Raw genomic sequence first — 20027 nt, 5'->3', positions numbered from 1 at the left:
GCAAGCGATGACATTTCAGGGCTGGTTCCTGATCCTCCTGTTCGTCGGCATCCTCCTGGCGCTGACCAGGCCGGTCGGGCTGTGGCTGCACGCGCTATACGAGGGGCGGAGGACGCCGCTGCACGTCGTGTTCGGCCCCGTCGAGCGCGGCTTCTACAGATTGTCCGGTATCGATCCGGCGGCCGAGCAGGGCTGGCGCCGCTACGCGGTGCACATGCTGTCGTTCAACGTCGCGCTGCTGATGCTGACCTATGCGATCCTGCGCCTGCAGGGTGTGCTGCCGGGCAATCCGCAGGGGCTGGCGAGGCTGTCCCCCGACCTCGCCTTCAACACCGCGGTCAGCTTCACGAGCAACACCAACTGGCAGAGCTATGGCGGCGAGAGCACCATGTCGAACCTCAGCCAGATGCTGGGGCTGACGATCCACAACTTCCTGTCGGCGGCGACGGGCATCGCGCTCGCCTTCGCGCTGTTCCGGGGCTTCGCGCGGCGCAGCGCGGCGACGATCGGCAATTTCTGGGCCGATATGACGCGGATCACGCTGTATCTGCTGCTGCCGATCTGCATCGCCTACACGCTGTTCCTGATCGCGAGCGGCGTTCCGCAGACGATGGCCGGCGTGGTCGACGTCTCGACGCTGGAAGGCGCGCGCCAGTCGATCCTGCTGGGGCCGGTCGCCAGCCAGGAGGCGATCAAGATGCTGGGCACCAACGGTGGAGGCTTCTTCAACGCCAACAGCGCGCACCCGTTCGAGAATCCGACCGCGCTGACCAACCTCGTTCAAATGCTGTCGATTTTCCTGATCGGCTTCGGCCTGACGTGGACGTTCGGCAAGGCGGTCGGCAACACGCGGCAGGGCTGGGCGATCCTGTCGGCGATGGTGATCCTGTTCCTGGCCGGCGTCGCGGTCACCTATGCGCAGGAAGCGGCAGGCAATCCGATCCTGCACCAGATCGGCGTCGCGGGCGGCAACATGGAGGGCAAGGAGGTGCGCTTCGGCGTCGCCGCCAGCGCGCTGTTCTCGGTCGTGACCACCGCCGCGTCGTGCGGGGCGGTCAACGGGATGCTCGACAGCTTCACGCCGCTGGGCGGCATGATCCCGCTGTTCAACATGCAATTGGGCGAGGTGGTGATCGGCGGCGTGGGCGCCGGCATCTACGGCTTCCTGCTGTTCGCGATCCTGGCGGTGTTCGTCGCCGGGCTGATGGTCGGGCGAACCCCCGAATATGTGGGCAAAAAGATCGAGGCGCGCGAGGTGAAGCTGGCGGTGCTGGCGATCGCGGTGCTGCCGCTGGTCATCCTGGGTTTCAGCGCGCTGTCGTCGGTCGTGCCGCCGGGACTGGCGGGGCCGCTGAACAAGGGACCGCACGGATTCTCCGAAATCCTGTATGCCTTCACTAGCGCGGTCGGGAACAACGGGTCCGCTTTTGCGGGGCTCTCAGCGAATACGCCTTATTATAACGGGCTGCTCGGTGTGGCGATGTGGTTCGGCCGTTTCTTCGTCATCGTGCCGATGCTGGCGATCGCCGGAAGCCTGGCGGCCAAGACGTACACGCCCGAAAGCGCGGGGTCGTTCCCGACGACCGGCGCGCTCTGGGTCGGCCTGCTGGTCGGGATCATCCTGATCCTCGGCGGCCTGACCTTCCTGCCGAGCCTCGCGCTCGGTCCGATCGCCGATCATCTCGCGATGATCCGCGGCCAGCTGTTCTGACCTGGGGGCCCATGATGGCACAATCCCGATCCAAGAGCCTGTTCACGGCCGACCTCGTCGTGCCCGCGATCAGGGAGTCGTTCCTGAAGCTCCATCCCGGGGAGCTGATCCGCAACCCCGTCATGTTCGTCACCGCCGTCGTGGCGATGCTGGTGACGGTCCTGCTCGTCGTCGGGCAGGACGATCTGGGCATCGCGTTCAAGGCGCAGCTGGCGCTGTGGCTCTGGCTGACGGTGCTGTTCGGCACCTTCGCCGAGGCGCTGGCCGAAGGGCGCGGCAAGGCGCAGGCGGCGAGCCTGCGCGCGACCAAGGCCGAACTGGTCGCCAAGCGGCTGAAGGGCGACGGCCGCCAGTTCGACGAGGTGCCCGCCAGCCAGCTGCGCGTCGGCGACCTCGTGCTGGTCGAGACCGGCGACCTGATCCCGTCGGACGGCGATGTCGTCGCGGGCGTCGCCAGCGTCAACGAGGCCGCGATCACCGGCGAGAGCGCGCCGGTGATCCGCGAGGCGGGCGGCGACCGTTCCGCCGTCACCGCCGGCACCCGCGTCATCTCCGACGAGATCCGCGTGAAGGTGACGGTCGAGCCCGGCAAGGGCTTCCTCGACCGGATGATCGCGCTGGTGGAGGGCGCGGAGCGGCAGAAGACGCCGAACGAGGTGGCGCTGACCATCCTGCTGGTCGGGCTGACGATCATCTTCCTGATCGCGGTCGGCACCATTCCGGGGTTCGCGGCCTATGCCGGCGGCGGCATCCCAATTGTGATCCTCGCCGCGCTGCTGATCACGCTGATCCCGACGACGATCGCCGCGCTGCTGTCCGCGATCGGGATCGCGGGCATGGACCGGCTGGTCCGCTTCAACGTGCTGGCCAAGTCGGGCCGCGCGGTGGAGGCGGCGGGCGACGTCGACGTGCTGCTGCTCGACAAGACCGGCACGATCACGATCGGCGACCGGCAGGCGAGCGAGTTCCGCGCGGTCGGGGGCGCCGGCGACGCCGAGCTGGCGGAAGCGGCGCTGCTGGCGAGCCTTGCCGACGAGACGCCGGAGGGCCGTTCGATCGTCGTGCTGGCCCGCGACAGGTTCGACCTGCGCCGGGCGATGCCGGACGGGGCCGAGGTCATCCCGTTCACCGCGCAGACCCGCGTGTCCGGGCTGCGTTTCGGAGCGACGCTGATCCAGAAGGGCGCGGTCGATTCGATCCTGCGCGCCAACGAGGGGGCGGGATCGACCGCCGCCGCGACCGAGCTGCGCCGCATCACCGACGAGATCGCGCGCGCGGGCGGCACGCCGCTGGCGGTGGCGAAGGACGGCCGGCTGCTCGGCGCGATCTTCCTGAAGGACGTGGTAAAGGCCAACATCCGCGAACGCTTCGGCGCGTTGCGCACGATGGGGATCCGCACGGTGATGATCACCGGCGACAACCCGCTGACCGCCGCCGCCATCGCCGCCGAGGCCGGGGTCGACGACTTCCTGGCGCAGGCGACGCCCGAGGACAAGCTGGCGCTGATCCGCAAGGAACAGATCGGTGGCAAGCTGGTCGCGATGTGCGGTGACGGCACCAACGACGCGCCCGCGCTGGCCCAGGCCGATGTCGGCGTGGCGATGAACACCGGCACGCAGGCGGCGCGCGAGGCGGGCAACATGGTCGACCTGGACAGCGACCCGACCAAGCTGATCGAGGTAGTCGGGCTGGGCAAGCAATTGCTGATGACGCGCGGCGCGCTGACGACCTTCTCCGTCGCCAACGACGTGGCGAAATATTTCGCGATCATCCCGGCGATGTTCGTCGCGCTCTATCCCGGGCTCGGCATCCTCAACGTCATGGGACTGGCGACGCCGCAATCGGCGATCCTGAGCGCGATCATCTTCAACGCGCTCATCATTCCGCTGCTCGTGCCCCTGGCGCTGAAGGGGGTCGCCTATCGCCCCATGGCCGCGGGCCCGCTGCTGGCCCGCAACCTCGCCATCTACGGGCTCGGCGGCCTCGTCGCGCCGTTCGTCGGTATCAAGCTCATCGACCTGGTGGTCGGCGGCCTCGGCCTCGCATAAAGGACACTATCCATGGGCAAGGACTTCACCTCCGCGCTACGGCCGGCGATCGTCATGACGATCCTGTTCGCGGCGCTCCTCGGCATCGCCTATCCGCTGGCAATGACCGGCGCCGGTCAGGCGCTCTTCCCCGCGCAGGCGAACGGCAGTCTGGTGCGCGACGCCGACGGGCGGGTGATCGGATCGACGGTCGTCGGACAGGCGTTCACGGCCGACCGCTATTTCCAGACGCGTCCTTCGGCAGCCGGCAAGGGCTATGACGGGCTCGCCTCGTCCGGATCGAACCTCGGCCCCACCAGCCGCGCGCTGGTCGATCGCGTCACGGCCGATGTCGCGCGGCGGCGGGGCGAGGGCGTGACCGGCGCGATCCCGGCCGATCTGGTCACCGCCAGCGGCTCGGGGCTCGATCCCGACCTGTCACCCGCCGCCGCGCTGGCGCAGGCGGCCCGGATCGCGCGCGTGCGCGGCATCGCCCCCGATCGCGTGCGCGCGCTGGTGGACGCGACGACCGAGACATCGCTGCTCGGCGCGGCGCACGTCAACGTGCTGACGCTGAACCGCGCGCTGGACGCGCTGCCGCGCTGATGGGGGAGGGGGCGCGTCCCGATCCCGACGCGCTGCTGCGCGCCGCCGCGCAGGAGGGGCGGGGGCGGCTGAAGATCTTCCTGGGCGCGGCGCCGGGCGTCGGCAAGACCTATGAGATGCTGTCCGAAGGCGCGGCGCGGCGGCGCGACGGTGTCGATGTCGTCATCGGCGTGGTCGAGACGCACGGGCGGGCCGACACGGAGGCGCTGATCCGGGGGCATGAGGTCATCGACCGCCGCGCCGTGCGCTATGAGGGGCGCACGCTGCACGAGATGGATCTCGACGCGATCCTGGTCCGCGCGCCCCGGCTGGTGCTGGTCGACGAACTGGCCCACACCAACGCGCCGGGCAGCCGGCATCCGAAACGCCATCAGGATGTCGAGGAATTGCTGGCGGCCGGGATCGACGTCTATTCGACGGTCAACATCCAGCACGTCGAGAGCCTGAACGACGTGGTGGCCAGCTTCACCCGCGTCCGCGTGCGCGAGACGGTGCCCGACGCCATTCTGGAAGCGGCCGAGATCGAGGTCGTGGACATTCCGCCCGACGAACTGATCGAACGGCTGAAGGCGGGCAAGGTCTATCTGCCCGCCGAGGCGACCCGCGCGCTGGGGCATTTCTTCTCCAAGTCCAACCTTTCGGCGCTCCGCGAACTGGCCCTGCGCCGCGCCGCGCAGGCGGTGGACGCGCGGATGCTGGAGGATGTGCGGGCGCTGGGGCTGGGCGGCACCTGGGCCGGCGGCGACCGTATCGTGGTGGCGATCAGCGAGCAGCCGGGGTGCGACACGCTGGTCCGCGCGGCCAAGCGGGTTGCCGACGGCCTGCGCGGTCCCTGGACGGCGGTGTTCGTCGAGACGCCGCGCGCCGCCGGATTCACCGACGCCCAGCACGCCCGCATCGCCGCGACGATGACGCTGGCGACGCAATTGGGCGGCGCCGTCGCGACCGTGCCCGCCGCCAGCGTGGTCGACGGCCTCCAGTCCGTGCTGACCGACCTGCGCGCGACGCAGCTGGTGCTGGGCAAGTCGCGACGATCGCGCTGGTTCGAGCTGCGGCACGGGTCCGTCGTCGACACGCTGGTGCGCGACACGCCCGACGTCACGGTCCATGTGCTGCCGATGCCCAGCGACGCCAGCGGGCGCGCGCCGCCCCGCCGGCCCGCGCCGCATCGCGGCACGCCCGCGCATTATGCGATCACGACCGCGATGGTGGCGGGGATCACCGCGATCGCCAGCGCGCTGTTCCAGATCCTGGACCTGGGCAATGTCGCCTTGCTGTACCTGTTGCCGGTCATGGCGGCGGCGAGCCTGTACGGCCTGCGGCCCGGCCTGTACGCCGGTATCGCCTCCAGCCTTGCCTACAACTTCTTTTTCCTGCCGCCGACCGGCACGCTGACGATCCGCAATCCGGAGAATGTCGTCTCGGTGCTGGTGCTGCTGGGGATCGCGGTCGCGACCAGCCAGCTGACCGCCCGCGTGCGCGCGCAGGCCGATCTGGCCGCCGCCAGCGCGCGCACCAACGCGACGCTGGCCGGCTTCCTGCGCCAGATCGCCGGCGTGAACGATGTCGACATGGCCGCGCGGATGATCTGCGACGACGTGCGACGGCTGCTGGACGTGCAGGTCGTGCTGCTGGGGCGCGGACATGGCGCCGATCTGGCGATGCTGGCGGCCAGCGATCCGGGCTATCGGCTGGACACGATGGACCATGCCGCCGCGAGCTGGGCGTTCGATTCCGGCACCCCGGCGGGCAGGGGATCGGGCACGCTGGCCGCTTCCGAATGGCTGTTCCAGCCGATGAAGGCCGGCGGCCGGGTGGTCGGCGTGCTGGGCGTCGCCAGCGACCGGACCGGCAGCCCGGTGCGCCCGGACCAGCTGCCGCTGCTCGGCAGCCTGATCGACCAGTCGGCGCTGGTGCTGGAGCGGCTGCGCCTGCAGGACGAGATGCGCGACGTCGATGCCGTGCGTACCCGCGACCGGCTGCGCGCCGCGCTCCTGTCCTCGGTGAGCCACGACCTGCGCACGCCGCTGACCGCCGTGCTGGCCGGGGCGGCGCAATTGCGGCATGGCGCCACGCCCGAGGTGATCGCGACGATCGAAAGCGAGGCGCAGCGGCTGAATCGTTTCGTCGCCAACCTCCTCGACATGGCGCGCGTCGAGGCCGGCGCGCTGAAGCTCCACGTCGAGGCGACCGACCTGAGCGATGCCGTCGCCGGCGCGGCGCATGACGCGCGCCGCGCGCTGGAGGGGCATGAGGTGCGGCTGGACGTGCCGCCCGACCTGCCACTGGTGCGCGCCGACCCGCAACTGCTCCACCATTGTCTGCTGAACCTGCTCGACAATGCCGGGCGCTATGGCGATCCGGGCACCGCGATCGTGATCGAAGGGCGGCATCGCTTCGGCGAATTGCGGCTGGCGGTGCTCGACCACGGCCCCGGGCTGCCGCCCGGACGCGAGGGCGAGGTGTTCGAGACGTTCCGCCGGCTGGAGGGCTCCGACCGCTCGATCGGCGGCACCGGGCTGGGCCTCGCCATCGTCAAGGCGTTCGCGGAGGCGATGGGGATGACCGTCGAGGCCGGCAACCGCGCGGACGGCCGGGGCGCCGTCTTCGCACTGGTCTTTCCGGCCGCGCTGATCGTTCGCGATCTTCCGACCGAAGGTGGATGACGCCATGCCTGCCAAGATCCTCGTCGTGGATGACGATGCCGCGATCCGCCGCCTGCTGCGCAACACGCTGCTGCGCGCGGATCATGCCGTCGTCGAGGCGCCGGATGCGAAGGCGGCGCTGCAGCAGGCGGGGGCCGAGCGTCCCGACGCGATCCTGCTGGACCTGGGCCTTCCCGATCGCGACGGGCTGAGCATCATTCCGCTGCTGCGCAAGCAGGGCGATGCCGCGATCCTCGTCGTGTCGGCGCGCGACGCGGTGGACGAGAAGGTCGCCGCGCTGGACCTGGGCGCGGACGACTTCGTCACCAAGCCGTTCGACACCGACGAACTGCTGGCCCGGCTGCGCGTCGCCTTGCGGCATCGCGGGCGGGCGGACCAGGAACCGGCGATCATCCGGCGCGGCGACCTGACCATCGACCTGGCGCGGCCGATGATCCGGCGCGGCGCGGAGGAGATCCACCTGACCCGCAAGGAGCGGGAAGTGCTGGGTGTGCTGGCGCGGCATCTCGGCCGCGTGGTGACGCATCAGCGGCTGCTGACCGCCTGCTGGGGCGGGGACGAGGAGCCGCGGATCGAATATCTGCGCATCGTGATCCGCAACCTGCGCCAGAAGCTGGAATCGCCCGGCCCGGTGGGCAGCGTCATCGCGAACGAACTGGGGGTCGGGTACCGGCTGCGCGCCGAACCGTGACGCGCGCCCGGCGCGCGCGGGTCAGAGCCAGCCGGTCGCGCGCCGGATCGCGCCGTCGACGGGCACGTCATGCAAACGGCGATAGCGCGCCTCGACGAGGCTGAAGAGCCCGAACGCCAGCAGGCCCGCGCCGACGATCACGTCGAACGGGCTGGTCAGCCACGCGAGCACGCGCGCCATGCCGCCGGCCTGGCTCGCCTGCTCCTCGATCCCGGCGCGGGCGAGCAGGTAGCCGCTGATGAGGAACACCAGCCCGCGCGCCGCATAGCCCGCCCGGCCGCTCCATTGCACCCATGACCGGTGCGCGATCGATGGGTCGAGGTAGCGGAGGAACGAGCCCTTGAGAGCCTTCGCGAGCTGAACCGCGCCGAGCACGGCCAGCACCGCCGCGCCGGCCAGCACCAGCGCCCATCCGCCCGGCAGCCGCATCGCCGTCTGCGCGCCCTCGCGCGTGCCGTCGCCGGACAGCGCCGCGCCGCGCATCAACTGGACGGCCTGCGACGCCAGCAGGAGATGGATGGCGCCGCTGACACCCGCGCCGAGACGCTCCATCACGCCCTTGCGATCGGTGCCGTGCCGCTCGATGTCGAGGACGGCGTCCGCCAGCCGCCAGATGCCATAGGCCACGAGCCCGGCCGCGATCACGCCCAGCAGCACCTGGCCGCCGCCCCGGCCGAGATACGCGATCGCGCCGCTCGGATCCTCCGCCCGGCCGGTGCGAAGGATGAGCATGGCGATGACCATATAGAGCAGGCCGCGCGTGGCGAACCCCACCCGGGTCAAGGTCGTCAGGCGCGCGCTGGCGTTCATGTGCTTCTCCCTAAGCCCGGTAAAACAAGGGCTAAGCGATCCCGTTCCAGCGACGCAACGGTTTGTGGAGGGGAGCAACGCCCGCGCCGGGCGTCAGGCGTCAGGCGTCAGGCGTCAGGCGTCAGGCGTCGTCCACGTCCAGTTCGCGCAGGTCGCGGCCACGCGTCTCGCGCCCGAACCGCGCCACCAGCAGCAGCGACAGCGCGGTGGGCGCCATCACCAGCAGCGCGGCGCGGCCCATCGACACGGTCACGCCGACGATCGTCACCGCCTGCGCCAGCAGGCCGCCCGCCTTCGTACAGGCCGCGACCCAGCCGGTCGCGCGGGCGCGGACGCGCAGCGGAAAGCTCTCCGCCGCATAGGGCAGCACGATCGCGATGATCCCGTTGCTGCCGACGATCAGCAGCGCGACCGGCAGCACCGGGCTGCCGCCCCCCGCCACTTCCAGCCGCAGAACCAGCAGCAGCCCCGCCAGCGTCAGCGCGATCATCGTCACCAGCGCCCATTTCGTGCTCCAGCGGCTGTAGAGCAACGCTGCGACGAAGACGGTCGGGAAGGCGATCAGCGCACTTTCGGCGAGCAGCCGGCTCGACACGCCGACCGAATAGCCGCGGGCGACCAGATCGGCGGGCAGCCAGAGCAGCAGGCCGAAGTTGATGAGGCCCCAGGACAGCGCGCAGGCGCTGAGCGCGGCCAGCTTTCCGTACAACCGGACGCCGGTCAGCGCGTGCGCGTTCCCCGTGGCGACGCGCGTCGGCGCGATGCGGCGGGCGGTGGCGCCGAACCGGCGCATCACCGCCTCCGCCTCCGCGACGCGGCCGCGCGCCAGCAGGAACTTGGCGGATTCGGGGATCAAGGCGCCCAGCAGCACCAGCGTCAGGCCGGTCGGCAGATTGGCGAGCCAAAGGATCCGCCACCCGAAGATCGGCTGAAGCACGGCGGAGACGCCGCTGGCCGCGAAATAGCCGCCGACCGCGCCCAGCCCGCCGACCAGCACCAGGCTCCACCCGCGATGGCGGTTGGGCATCATCTCGGCGAGCAGCGCGTAGGTGACCGGCAGCATCCCGCCCGCCGCCGCGCCCATCATGAAGCACATCGCGATATTCCAGGCCAGACTGGGCATCGCGCCGCAGATCGAGGTGCCGACGAACATCACCGCCGACAGCAGGATCGACGCCTTGCGGCCATAGATGTCGGCGATCCAGCCCCACAGCACCGATCCCGTGACCGTGCCGGCCAGCGCGAAGAACGGCACCAGCGAGACGGTCTTCTTCGGCACGCCATATTCGGCGATCATGCCGGGTACGGTGAAGCCGAGCGACGCCGGCTTCATCACATCGATGACCAGCGCGATCACCAGCACAGCCATCAGCCCCCAATGCCCGACGCCGAGCGGCGCATCCTCCGGCGCGGCGACGACGAGATCGGCGGCGGCCAGCCGCTGCGCGCGCAGGTCGCGCGGCAACAGCCCGTAGGCGGCGACCAGCGTCCCGGCCACGATCAGCCCCATGCCGGCGATCATCCCGGCATCCATCGGCATTCCGGCGAGGCGATAGTGCATCGTGCGCGCCATCGCGAACATCGGCAGGTGGGCGACGACCCCCGCCGTCACCGCCACGCAGCCGAGGACGAAGGCCCATAACGCCTGGCGATCCGACAGCGTGCTGCTCATACCCATGGCGCTTGCGCTACCGTGCGCGGCGGCGAAGGCAACTCCCTTTCACCAGATCGCCGCGAACGGCATCCGGGGTCGCCGCCCCGGCGTTCGCCGGGATGACGCCGGTTTCCGGTGGTGTGGATGAGAACAAGGGGATGGCCTGCGCGGCATCATGGACACCGGAACCCGTCCGGGGTGGCGAATGTTCGCGCCACGCTCCGGCCCCTTGCAGCGGTTTCGCCCGGTTCCGGGAAGCACCGTTCCGTGCGAGCCATGATATGTAGGCCGGCGGTACGGTGGATGCCGGAACGGGTCCGGCATGACGGGAGACGAGGGATCGACGCGGCGCGCGATGCGCTGGTGCGGGGCGCAGCAGACAGGAGCGACGCCCATGACCCTCATCGACCCGACCGATCCGCCCGTCGACGATGATCGCGATCACCCACCGGCCGAACTGCCCGACGATCAGGCGGAGGAGCTGGGCGACTTCGCCTGAGCGGCGAGCGCGTCGCGTACCAGCGCGACATGGTCGTGCCGGCAGATCAGCAGGTCGGGCATGTAGGTATCGGCCTGATTATAGACGAGCGGCGATCCGTCGATACGACTGGCGTGCAACCCGTGCGCCAGCGCGACGGCGGCGGGGGCGCAGCTGTCCCACTCATACTGCCCACCGGAATGCAGATAGATGTCGGCGTCGCCCAGGATGATGCTCATCGCCTTGGCGCCAGCGCTGCCCATCGGCACGAGTTCCGCCCCGATCGCCGTCGCCACCGCCACCGCCTCCGGCGCGGGTCGGGTACGGCTGACGACCATGCGCAACGTCGCCGGAGCAGGGGGCAGCGGCACGGGCGTGTCGCTGCGCAGCACGATGCCGCCGCGCGCATCGGGCAAGGCGACCGCGCCCGTCACAGGCACGCCGCCGATCGCCAGGCCGACATGCACCGCCCAGTCGGCGCGGCACTCGCCATATTCGCGGGTGCCGTCGACCGGATCGACGATCCACACCCGCTCATGCGAGAGCCGCGCCTGATCGTCGCATTCCTCCTCCGACAACACGGCATCGGCCGGGCGTTGTTCGCGCAGCGCCCGGACCAGGAACTGGTTGGCGACCGCATCGCCCGCGCCGCCCAGTGTCGCGCGGCCCAGCATCATGCTGTCGCGCACCGTGCGCAGCAGCCGTCCGGCGGTGTCGGCGAGCTGTGCGGCCAGCTCCGCGTCGGTCATCGCCGCTCGCCGAGCAACAGGTCGACGATCCGCTCCGCCGCCTGTTCGGGCGAGACGGCGGTGGTGTCGATCCGCACCTCGGGCCGTTCGGGGCGTTCATAGGGGCTGTCGATGCCGGTGAAATTCTTGAGCAGCCCGGCGCGCGCCTTCTTGTAGAGACCCTTCACGTCGCGGCGCTCGGCCTCCTCGAACGGCGTGTCGACGAACACCTCGACGAACTCGCCCTGCGGCAGCATCGCGCGCACCATCTCGCGCTCGGCGCGGAACGGGCTGATGAAGGCGGTCAGCACGATCAGCCCGGCATCGGTCATCAGCTTCGCCACCTCGCCGACGCGGCGGATGTTCTCGATCCGGTCGGCCTCGGTAAAGCCCAGGTCCTTGTTCAGCCCGTGGCGGACGTTGTCGCCGTCGAGCAGGAAAGTGTGCCGCCCCAACGCGTGCAGCTTCTTCTCGACCAGATTGGCGATCGTCGACTTGCCCGAGCCGGACAGGCCCGTGAACCAGAGCACCGCCGGCTTCTGCTCCTTCAGCGCGGCATGCGCCTCGCGCCCGACATCGACCGCCTGCCAGTGGACGTTCTGCGCGCGGCGCAGGCTGAAATGCAGCATTCCCGCCGCCACCGTGGCGTTGGTCAGCTTGTCGATCAGGATGAAGCCGCCGAGCGTGCGATTGTCGTCATAGGGCTCGAACACGATCGGCCGGTCGGTGGTCAGTTCCGCGACGCCGATCGCATTGAGATCGAGCGTCTTGGCGGCGAGCTGTTCGAGCGTGTTGACGTTGACGACGTACTTGGGCTGCTGGACCGTGACCGAGACGGTCTGCGTCGCCAGTTTCAGCCAATAGCCGCGACCGACGCGCAGCGCGTCGTCGGCCAGCCATACCAGCGTCGCCTCGAACTGGTCGGCGGCCTGCGGCGGGCGATCGGCGGTGGCGATCACGTCGCCGCGCGAACAGTCGATCTCGTCGGCGAAGCAGAGCGTCACCGACTGGCCGGCGACCGCCCGGTCCAGATCGCCGTCGAGCGTCACGATCCGGGTGATGGTGGAGGTCTTGCCCGACGGCAGCACGCGCACCGCATCGCCGACCGCGACGCGCCCGGTCGCGATCAGGCCGGAGAAGCCGCGAAAGTCGAGGTGCGGGCGGTTGACCCATTGCACCGGCATCCGGAACGGCTTGTCAGCATCGACCGACGACAGCACCTCGACGGTTTCCAGATGCTCGACCAGTGTCGGCCCGGCGTACCACGGCATGTTCGGCGAGCGCGTGGTGATATTGTCGCCCTTGAAGCCCGAGATCGGCAGCGCGGTGAACGTCTCGATCCCGATCGACCGCGCGAAGGCGGTGTAATCCGCCACGATCGCGTCGAACGTCCCCTGATCGTAATCGACCAGATCCATCTTGTTGACCGCCAGCACGATGTTGCGGATGCCGATCAGGTGGCAGAGGTAGCTGTGCCGCCGCGTCTGCGTCAGCACGCCCTTGCGCGCGTCGATCAGGATCACCGCCAGGTCGGCGGTCGAGGCGCCCGTGACCATGTTGCGCGTATATTGTTCGTGGCCGGGGCAGTCGGCGACGATGAACTTGCGCTTCTCGGTATTGAAGAAGCGATAGGCGACGTCGATCGTGATCCCCTGTTCGCGCTCGGCGGCGAGGCCGTCGACCAGCAGCGCGAAGTCGATCTCGCCACCCTGCGTTCCCTGCCGGCGCGAATCGCTTTCCAGCGCGGCGAGCTGATCCTCGAAGATCATCTTCGAATCGTACAGCAGCCGCCCGATCAGCGTCGACTTGCCGTCGTCCACCGATCCGCAGGTGATGAAGCGCAGCATCGTCTTGTGCTGGTGGCTGTCGAGATAGGCGTCGATGTCGCGCGCGACCAGTTCGTCGACGACGTAAGCCGACTGGGGAGCAGGTGCGTCGCTCATCAGAAATACCCCTGCTGCTTCTTCACTTCCATCCCCGCGCCGCCGGCATCCTTGTCGATCGCGCGCCCCTGTCGCTCGCTGGTGGTGGTCAGCAGCGTTTCCTGGATCACCTGCGGCAGCGTGGTCGCGCGGCTTTCGACCGCACCGGTCAGCGGGTAGCAGCCGAGCGTGCGGAAGCGGATCGAGCGCATCACCGGCTGTTCGCCGGGCAGCAGGCGGAAGCGATCGTCATCGACCATCAGCAGCATCCCGTCGCGCTCCACGGTCGGGCGTTCGGCCGCGAAATAGAGCGGGACGATCGGCACGTCGTTCAGGTGGATGTATTGCCAGATATCCAGCTCGGTCCAGTTGGAGATCGGGAAGACGCGGATGCTCTCGCCCTTGTTCTTGCGCGCGTTGTAGAGGTTCCAGAGTTCCGGGCGCTGGTTCTTCGGATCCCAGCCGTGCGAGGCGGTGCGGAAGCTGAAGATGCGCTCCTTGGCGCGGCTCTTCTCCTCGTCGCGGCGCGCGCCGCCGAACGCCGCGTCGAAGCCGTGATGGTCCAGCGCCTGCTTCAGCCCCTCGGTCTTCCACATGTCGGTATGCAGCGCGCCATGGTCGAACGGGTTGATCCCGCGCTCGATCGCCTCCGGGTTGCGGTGGACCAGCAGCGTCATCCCGCTTTCCGCCGCCATCCGGTCGCGCAGGGCGTACATCTCCCGGAACTTCCATGTCGTGTCGACATGCAGCAGCGGGAAGGGCGGGGGGCTGGGATAGAATGCCTTGCGCGCCAGGTGCAGCATCACCGCGCTGTCCTTGCCCACCGAATAGAGCATGACGGGGTTGTCCGCCTCGGCCACCACCTCGCGCATGATATGGATCGCCTCGGCCTCCAGCCGCTGGAGATGGGTGAGCCGTTCGTGATCGATCGTCGGTGACATCCACTAACCTCTATGCCGGGCACGGCGCCCGGTCCGTCATGCGCGTGTCATCCCTTGCGCGGAAATGCCGGCGCGTGGGGCGTGGATTTGGTTGCCGCGCGCCAACGGCAGCTTTTTCATGCGCCACGGCATTGATAGGGAGACGACCGGATGCGGGACAGGAAAGGGTTGCAGATGAAGCGCTTGATGATGGTGGTCGCGGCGGCAGCGGCACTGGTGGGCGCAAGCGGCGCGCCGGCGCAGGACGTGCGCGTCATGACCTTCAACGTGCGCTTCGCCAATCCGGCCGACGGCGCCAACGTCTGGTCCGCGCGCCGCGACGTGTTCGTGCGCACGGTGCGCGAGGCGGATCCGGACCTGATCGGTACGCAGGAACTGCTGAAGACGCAGGGCGACGACGTGGTGCGCGCCCTGCCCGCCTATCGCTGGTTCGGGCGGGACCGCGACGGCGGGCATGACGGCGAGCATATGGGCATCTTCTATCGCAGCGACCGGCTGCGGCTGGTGAAGAGCGGCGATTTCTGGCTGTCCGAGACGCCCGACGTGCCGGGCCGGATGAGCTGGGGCGCGAACCTGCCGCGGATGGTGACATGGGGCGTGTTCGAGACGATCGGCGGCACGGGCCGGACGCCGTTCCGCTTCCTGATGGCCGACACGCATTTCGCGCATCGCGGCGCGGAGGATGTCGAGGCGCGCAACCGCTCCGCCGCGCTGATCGCAGAGCGTTTGCCCGGCATCGCGAAGGGGTTGCCGATCGTGCTGACCGGCGACCTGAACACGACGCCGGACAGCGCGGCGATCGGCCGGCTGACCGCGTTCCTGACCGACGCCTCGGCACTGGCGCGGACGAAGGAGGCCCCGACCGGCACCTTCCACGATTTCACCGGGACGCCCGAGCCGGGGAAGTGGATCGACTATATCATGGTCCGGGGCTTTCGCCCCGTGTCGGCGACGGTGCTGACCACGCATGACGGCGCGCGCTATCCCTCGGACCATTTCCCGATCGTGGCGGTGCTGAAGGCCGATCGCGCTCAGCGCCGGTAACGGATGATGCAGGTGTCGTAAGGCGCCAGCGTCATCCCCGCGCCCGTCGCCCCCGAGGCGCAGGTGGCGGTGCCGAACGTCGGTGCCTTGCCGGTCCAGCCGGTCGGTCGCGCCGTCGCGGCCGCCGCGCCGGTATTGGCCATCACCAGCGCGCCGCTGCCGTCCCTGTTCTCGCGCGCGAAGGCGAAGACGGCGCCGCTGCCGCTGTCCAGCGGCACATAGGCGCCGTCGCGGAACGCCGGGTCGGTCTTCCTGAGCGCGATCAGCCGGCGATACCAGTTGAGCAGCGACGCCGGATCGCGCGCCTCCGCCTCGGCATTGGCGACCGTGTAGCGCGCGTTGACCGGCAGCCACGGCGTGCCGGTGGTGAAGCCGGCGTGCGGCGCGGCGCTCCATTGCATCGGGGTGCGCGCGCGATCGCGCTCGTCGGTGCGCGGGCGGTTGGGGCCGAGCGGCACCTTGGCCAGCGTCGCCTTGTCCATGTCGCCCATCCCGATCTCTTCCCCGTAATAAAGGAGCGCGGTGCCCGGGTTGAGCAGGGTCAGCGCGGCGGTCATCTTGCCGATCAGCGCGTCGTGCCGCCCGTCGCCGAACTCGCTATACTGGCGCGACTGGTCGTGGTTGCTGAAGAATTCGACCGGGGTGAGACCGTCGAGCTGCGTCGCCGCCTCGTCATACCGCCGCTTGAAGGTGGCGGCGTCGAGCTTGTCGATGTTGCCGACCAGGAAGTTCATCGGCAGGTGGATCTCGTCCTTGTTCTTCCCGTACACCGCGCGAAGCTGCTGGATGTTGCGGGTCGAGGATTCGCCCAGCAGCACCGGATCGCCGGGGTAGGCGTCGACGATCCTGCGCATCTCGCGCAGCACCTGATTGGTGCCGGGAAGCTGCGAATTATAGGGCTTCAGCCAGACCGGATCGCCGCCCTTCGGATCGGGATCCTGCGGCCAGTTCGGATCCTCGAACAGATACGGCGTCGCATCGAGGCGGAAGCCCGCCGCGCCGTGATCCAGCCAGAAGCGCACGACGTCGAACATCGCCTTCCTCAGGCCCGGGTTCGACCAGTTGAGATCGGGCTGCTGGGGCAGGAAGATATGGTAATACCATTGCTTGCGGGTCGTATCCCACGTCCATGCCGGCCCGCCGAAGATCGATTGCCAGTTGGTGGGCGGGGTGTCGGGCGTACCGTCGCGCCACATGTACCAGTCCGCCTTGGGATTGGTGCGCGAACTGCGCGATTCCTTGAACCACGGATGTTCCGCCGAACTGTGGTTGACGACCAGATCGACCATCACGCGGATACCGCGCTTCCTGGCCTCCGCGACCAGCGTGTCCCAGTCGGCCATCGTGCCATATTGCGGATCGACGGCGGTATAGTCGGATACGTCATAACCGAAGTCGGCGTTGGGCGAGCGGAAGAACGGCGTCACCCAGATCGCATCCACGCCCAGCGACTTCAGATAATCGAGTCGTGCCGTGATGCCGCGCAGGTCGCCCACGCCATCGCCGTTCGTGTCCTGAAAACTGCGCGGGTAAATTTCATAGATGACGGCGTGTTTCCACCATGCAACCTTATCGGCCCTGACAGCAGCAGGTGCCTGTGCACTGACGCAATTTGGCAACAGTGCTACCACTGATAGCGCTATCGCCGATGATAATCGCAACAAGCTCTTTCGCATGGACTGCATCCTCTCTAGGCGGCGCCGGGCCATCTCGTTCAAATAGGAACGATAACGGCAAATTTGACGATTGCAAACGATTGCGTAGATCGTTATCTGATTCGCATTACTTGACGCTACGGCAATAACGCCGGGCCCGTCACTGGGAGGGGATTTTTCCGCGATGACCACGACACGTCACCTGCTCGCTTGCTCGACCGCCGCCTTCGCGCTGTTCGCAAGCGGCGCGGCGCTCGCGCAGACCAATGTCGTCCCCGAACCCGCGCCCGCCACCGATCCCGCCGTCGCGCCCTCGGTCGACCAGGATGCGTCGGCGCCGCAGGACATCATCGTGACCGGCCTGCGCGCCAGCCTGGAGCGCGCGCAGGCGATCAAGAAGAACAGCACCTCGGTCGTCGAGGCGGTTTCCGCCGAGGATATCGGCAAGCTGCCGCAGTCGAGCGTCGCCGACTCGCTGGGTCGCCTCGCCGGTCTGGCGGGCGAGCGCCGCTCGGGCCGGATCAGCGGCATTTCGGTGCGCGGCTTCCGCGAGGACTTCGTCGGCACCACGCTCAACGGCCGCGAACTGATCGGCATCGGCGACAATCGCGGCGTCGAATATGACCTGTATCCCGCCGAGATCGTCGGCAGCGCGGTCGTCTACAAGACGCCCGACGCCGGGCTGACCGCGATGGGCGTCGGCGGCACCGTCGACATCCGCACCGTCCGTCCGCTGGAGCGCAAGCGCGCGCTGATCGTCAACGGCAGCGTCGAGCAGAACGGCCAGCCGTCGCGCAACCCCGATTTCAGCAACCGCGGCTATCGCGTCGCGCTGTCGTTCAGCGACAAGTTCGCCAACGACACGATCGGCGTCGCGCTGACCGCCGCGACCACCTCGTCGCCGGTGCAGAACCAGTTCTCCAGCGTCTGGGGCTATGACGACGGCGCGATCACGTCCGGCCCGAACGCGGGCAAGGACGTGGTGTCGGGGTACGAGGCGGCGGCGCGCTCGCGCGTGCTGAAGCGCAACACGATCGCGGGCGTGCTGCAATGGCGCCCCGACGAGAAGTTCACCGCCACCGCCGATGCGCTGTACATCGACTTCTCCGACAAGGGCATTTCGCGCGGCTTCATCGAGCAGTTGCCGGTCGCCTCGAACGGCAGCGGCGTGCTGGGATCGAGCGGCAACCTCGTCACGTCGGCGCGCACCACCGGCTATAATTCGGTGCTGCGCAGCGATCCGCTCGACAAGCAGGGCAAATTGTTCGTCGTCGGCGGCAATTTCGATTATGCCGCCACCTCCAACCTCGACCTGACGCTCGACGTCTCGCATTCCGAGAGCAGCAAGAACGATACGCGTGGCGAGAGCTATTCGGGGCTGGGCCGTGCGGGCCTGAAGTCGCAGGGGCCGAACACGATCCGTCAGTGGAACTACACCGACCGCGGGCTTATGTTCTCGAATAACAGCCAGTCGTTCGACAATTACGGCGTGGTGAAGCTGGCCGGGCCGCAATCGTGGGGCGGCAGCCTGGCGCCGATCACCGAACTGGACACGCCCGCCGCGCGCGCGGCCGGGATCGGGTTCGCGCAGGCGCAGGACGGCTTCGTCAACTCCGCACTGTTCGACGAATTCCTGAACGCGGCACGGCTGCAGGCGAACTATCGCTTCGACGACAGCGTGCTGAAGTCGATCAGCGTCGCGCTGCGCTATTCCGATCACAAGAAGTCGAAGACCAATCAGGGCTTCTTCCTGACCGCGCAGACCTATCCGTCGGACGGTCCGATCCCCGAGAACGCGCGGCGCGGCGTCGCCGATCTCGGCTGGGCGGGGCTGGGCAATGTCGTCGCCTATGACGCGCTGGGCCTGATCAACAGCGACTTCTATCGCCGCTGGGACGCGGGCGCGCTGGAGCCGGATCGTCTGGGCGACACCTATGCGATCCGCGAGAAGGTGTGGCAGCCGTCGATCAAGGCCGACTTCGAGGTCACGACCGATGCGGTGCGCATGTTCGGTAACGTCGGCGTGCAGGCGCTGATCACCGACCAACGCGGCACCGGCTTCACCTCGCTGGTCGGCCCGAACCTGCGCGTGCAGGCGACGCCGATCGCGGATGGCGCCAAATATACCCGCGTGCTGCCGAGCATGAACCTGAACTTCGACCTGGGGAACGGCCATACGGTGCGTTTCGCCGCGTCGAAGGTGGTCAGCCGCCCGCGCATCGACTTCCTGAATCCGGGGTCGTCGGTGAAGTTCCGCAACAACGTGGCGGAAGTGACCAGCACCGATCCGGCGCGTGGGCCGTGGCTGTCCACCGGCGGCAACGCACGCCTGCGGCCGTATGAGGCCAACCAGCTCGACCTGTCCTACGAATTCTATTTCGCCCCGGACGGGTTCGTGTCGGCCTCGGGCTTCTACAAGAAGCTGGTGAACTGGAATATCCAGAGCAGCACGATCCGCGATTATCGCCAGTTCTACATCCCCGGTTATCACCAGGCGGTCAGCAGCGACGGGCAGACGGTCTATACGCCCGCCACGTTCCTGGGCGTCGACACCACCTATCGCGGCGGCCTGCGCGGCGAGGTGAAGGGTATCGAGCTTCAGGGCTCGTTCCCGTTGCGCATCCTGACCGGTGCGCTCGACGGCTTCGGCCTGACCGGCGCGGCGGCGCTGACCGACGGCGGGCTGGACAATGGTCAGGACATCCCCGGCCTGTCGGCGCGGGTGTTCCAGGGAACCGCCTATTTCGAGAAGTACGGCTTCTCGGCGCGCGTGTCGGCCAACAGCCGCTCGAAGTGGGTGTCGGAAGATCGCGGCGGCAGCAACACGATCGCCCCGCTCAACCGCAGCGGCCAGACGCTGGTCGATGCGCAGATCGGTTATGACTTCGCGGGCACCGACATCCGTTACCTCAAGGGACTGCGCGTGTCGTTGCAGGCGATGAACCTGACCAACGCGCGCGATACCTATTCGGACTCGGAGACGGGGCTGTTCCTGCGCAACGAACAGTTCGGTCGCAACTTCATGCTGAACCTGACCTACGCGATCTTCTGATCGCGTCGGTCGGACAATCCCCGACGCTGCCACCCCGGCGGA

The 20027-nt window shown here is 68.7% G+C and carries 13 protein-coding genes; 7 read left to right on the top strand and 6 right to left on the bottom strand.

The window, feature by feature from the left end; translation table 11 throughout:
* Positions 1–7 precede the first annotated feature (7 nt).
* From kdpA to NS334_RS04520, 5 genes are read left to right on the top strand one after another with little or no spacing between them, the layout of a single operon-like run.
* A complete protein-coding gene (gene kdpA, locus NS334_RS04540; protein WP_058754792.1) occupies positions 8–1711 on the top strand; it encodes a potassium-transporting ATPase subunit KdpA in 1704 nt (567 codons plus the stop codon).
* Positions 1712–1725: 14 nt separating this feature from the next.
* Positions 1726–3759, top strand: a complete 2034-nt coding sequence (gene kdpB / locus NS334_RS04535) for a potassium-transporting ATPase subunit KdpB (protein ID WP_058754901.1) — start codon at positions 1726–1728, stop codon at positions 3757–3759.
* A 12-nt stretch (positions 3760–3771) separates the two neighbouring features.
* Entirely contained in the window at positions 3772–4344 is a 573-nt protein-coding gene (kdpC, locus tag NS334_RS04530) for a potassium-transporting ATPase subunit KdpC (protein WP_058754791.1), read from the top strand.
* Entirely contained in the window at positions 4344–7010 is a 2667-nt protein-coding gene (locus NS334_RS04525) for a sensor histidine kinase (protein WP_058754790.1), read from the top strand. The genes kdpC and NS334_RS04525 overlap by 1 nt, the downstream gene beginning before the upstream one ends.
* A 4-nt stretch (positions 7011–7014) precedes the next feature.
* Positions 7015–7701, top strand: a complete 687-nt coding sequence (locus tag NS334_RS04520; protein ID WP_058754789.1) for a response regulator transcription factor — start codon at positions 7015–7017, stop codon at positions 7699–7701.
* 21 nt (positions 7702–7722) lie between these two features.
* Here the strand turns inward: NS334_RS04520 and NS334_RS04515 are convergent, their stop codons facing one another.
* The 5 genes from NS334_RS04515 to cysD all read right to left on the bottom strand — a co-directional run bounded on the left by NS334_RS04515 (position 7723) and on the right by cysD (position 14234).
* Positions 7723–8511 (bottom strand): DUF1206 domain-containing protein, encoded by a 789-nt coding sequence (locus NS334_RS04515; protein ID WP_058754788.1) that lies wholly within the window; start codon positions 8509–8511, stop codon positions 7723–7725.
* 121 nt (positions 8512–8632) lie between these two features.
* Positions 8633–10189, bottom strand: a complete 1557-nt coding sequence (locus NS334_RS04510; protein WP_241491805.1) for an MFS transporter — start codon at positions 10187–10189, stop codon at positions 8633–8635.
* 444 nt (positions 10190–10633) lie between these two features.
* A complete protein-coding gene (locus tag NS334_RS04505; protein ID WP_058754786.1) occupies positions 10634–11392 on the bottom strand; it encodes a 3'(2'),5'-bisphosphate nucleotidase CysQ in 759 nt (252 codons plus the stop codon).
* A complete protein-coding gene (gene cysN / locus NS334_RS04500; RefSeq protein ID WP_058754785.1) occupies positions 11389–13314 on the bottom strand; it encodes a sulfate adenylyltransferase subunit CysN in 1926 nt (641 codons plus the stop codon). The genes NS334_RS04505 and cysN overlap by 4 nt, the downstream gene beginning before the upstream one ends.
* The gene (cysD, locus tag NS334_RS04495; RefSeq protein ID WP_058754784.1) at positions 13314–14234 is read right to left on the bottom strand and encodes a sulfate adenylyltransferase subunit CysD; all 921 of its coding nucleotides are present in this window, start codon (positions 14232–14234) and stop codon (positions 13314–13316) included. Before cysD ends, cysN begins: the two co-directional genes overlap by 1 nt.
* 174 nt (positions 14235–14408) lie before the next feature.
* Between cysD and NS334_RS04490 the strand changes: the two genes are divergently transcribed.
* Positions 14409–15278 carry an endonuclease/exonuclease/phosphatase family protein gene (locus NS334_RS04490; RefSeq protein WP_058754900.1) on the top strand — a complete coding sequence of 290 codons (870 nt, stop codon included), beginning with the start codon at positions 14409–14411 and terminating at the stop codon, positions 15276–15278.
* On the opposite strand, the gene NS334_RS04485 is transcribed toward NS334_RS04490, so the two are convergent.
* Positions 15266–16774: an alpha-glucosidase gene (locus tag NS334_RS04485; RefSeq protein WP_058754783.1), complete on the bottom strand. Its 1509-nt coding sequence runs from the start codon at positions 16772–16774 to the stop codon at positions 15266–15268. The two genes, NS334_RS04490 and NS334_RS04485, sit on opposite strands and share 13 nt — an antisense overlap.
* Positions 16775–17117: 343 nt before the next feature.
* On the opposite strand from NS334_RS04485, the gene NS334_RS04480 reads away from it, so the two are divergent.
* A complete protein-coding gene (locus NS334_RS04480) occupies positions 17118–19985 on the top strand; it encodes a TonB-dependent receptor (RefSeq protein ID WP_058754782.1) in 2868 nt (955 codons plus the stop codon).
* Positions 19986–20027: the final 42 nt, after the last annotated feature.

Source organism: Sphingomonas endophytica (assembly GCF_001476895.1).
GTDB lineage: Bacteria > Pseudomonadota > Alphaproteobacteria > Sphingomonadales > Sphingomonadaceae > Sphingomonas > Sphingomonas endophytica_A.
The sequence above is the reverse complement of the archived record's forward strand: the minus strand, read 5'-3'. Positions and strand labels throughout refer to the sequence as shown.

What these genes read in the sequence shown, in the direction of transcription:
- kdpA (WP_058754792.1), top strand. Translation starts at nt 8, where the DNA reads ATGACATTTCAGGGCTGGTTCCTGATCCTCCTGTTCGTCGGCATCCTC.
- kdpB (WP_058754901.1), top strand. Translation starts at nt 1,726, where the DNA reads ATGGCACAATCCCGATCCAAGAGCCTGTTCACGGCCGACCTCGTCGTG.
- kdpC (WP_058754791.1), top strand. Translation starts at nt 3,772, where the DNA reads ATGGGCAAGGACTTCACCTCCGCGCTACGGCCGGCGATCGTCATGACG.
- NS334_RS04525 (WP_058754790.1), top strand. Translation starts at nt 4,344, where the DNA reads ATGGGGGAGGGGGCGCGTCCCGATCCCGACGCGCTGCTGCGCGCCGCC.
- NS334_RS04520 (WP_058754789.1), top strand. Translation starts at nt 7,015, where the DNA reads ATGCCTGCCAAGATCCTCGTCGTGGATGACGATGCCGCGATCCGCCGC.
- NS334_RS04515 (WP_058754788.1), bottom strand. Translation starts at nt 8,511, where the DNA reads ATGAACGCCAGCGCGCGCCTGACGACCTTGACCCGGGTGGGGTTCGCC.
- NS334_RS04510 (WP_241491805.1), bottom strand. Translation starts at nt 10,189, where the DNA reads ATGGGTATGAGCAGCACGCTGTCGGATCGCCAGGCGTTATGGGCCTTC.
- NS334_RS04505 (WP_058754786.1), bottom strand. Translation starts at nt 11,392, where the DNA reads ATGACCGACGCGGAGCTGGCCGCACAGCTCGCCGACACCGCCGGACGG.
- cysN (WP_058754785.1), bottom strand. Translation starts at nt 13,314, where the DNA reads ATGAGCGACGCACCTGCTCCCCAGTCGGCTTACGTCGTCGACGAACTG.
- cysD (WP_058754784.1), bottom strand. Translation starts at nt 14,234, where the DNA reads ATGTCACCGACGATCGATCACGAACGGCTCACCCATCTCCAGCGGCTG.
- NS334_RS04490 (WP_058754900.1), top strand. Translation starts at nt 14,409, where the DNA reads ATGAAGCGCTTGATGATGGTGGTCGCGGCGGCAGCGGCACTGGTGGGC.
- NS334_RS04480 (WP_058754782.1), top strand. Translation starts at nt 17,118, where the DNA reads ATGACCACGACACGTCACCTGCTCGCTTGCTCGACCGCCGCCTTCGCG.